At 40.1% G+C, this 521-nt stretch carries 1 pseudogene; it reads left to right on the top strand.

Annotated elements, in window-relative coordinates:
• Positions 1–217: 217 nt before the first annotated feature.
• Positions 218–521 (top strand): annotated as a pseudogene (locus HC175_RS17295) (serine hydrolase); the annotation flags it as partial.

Genomic DNA, 521 nt, shown 5'->3' with positions numbered 1-521 from the left:
CTCTACTTCTTTGCCGGATTGCTCTTTATTGCAATGATCTTCTCATTTTTGATCCGCAGGGACATTCAGAAATTACAAACCTTAAAAGCTGTCCCAAATCCCGAGCCTTCTCTGGACAAAGCTGAGGTGTAAAACTGTAATACTGCTTCGGCAGTAGGAAGGGAAATTTCTTCAGAATCATTATTTTCAGCAGGAAAAATTTATATTTAGTTCTAATATGAAAAAATTTCTCGGCTACGGTCTCATTTTGTTATTGCTCGGCATAGTGGTCGTGGCTGTCATTTACTACCCCCGCCTCAACCTAATTACAGGTTTTGCTGCAAAGAATATGTGTTCCTGCGTTTTTGAAGCAGAACGAGATCCTGAGACCGTAACTGAATTGGATAACAATTTTGATCCCGTAAATCTTTCCGAAACTGAGGTAGATTACAAAAATTTTTCAGCTTCTTCCACAGTCTTTGGTTTGAAGAAACGTACGGCAGTCTACAATCCGGGGTATGGATGTACACTGTTACCTGAAG

This window comes from Salinimicrobium oceani (assembly GCF_012037645.1).
Note: the sequence above shows the minus strand (reverse complement) of the source record. Positions and strands in the feature narration are given on the sequence as shown.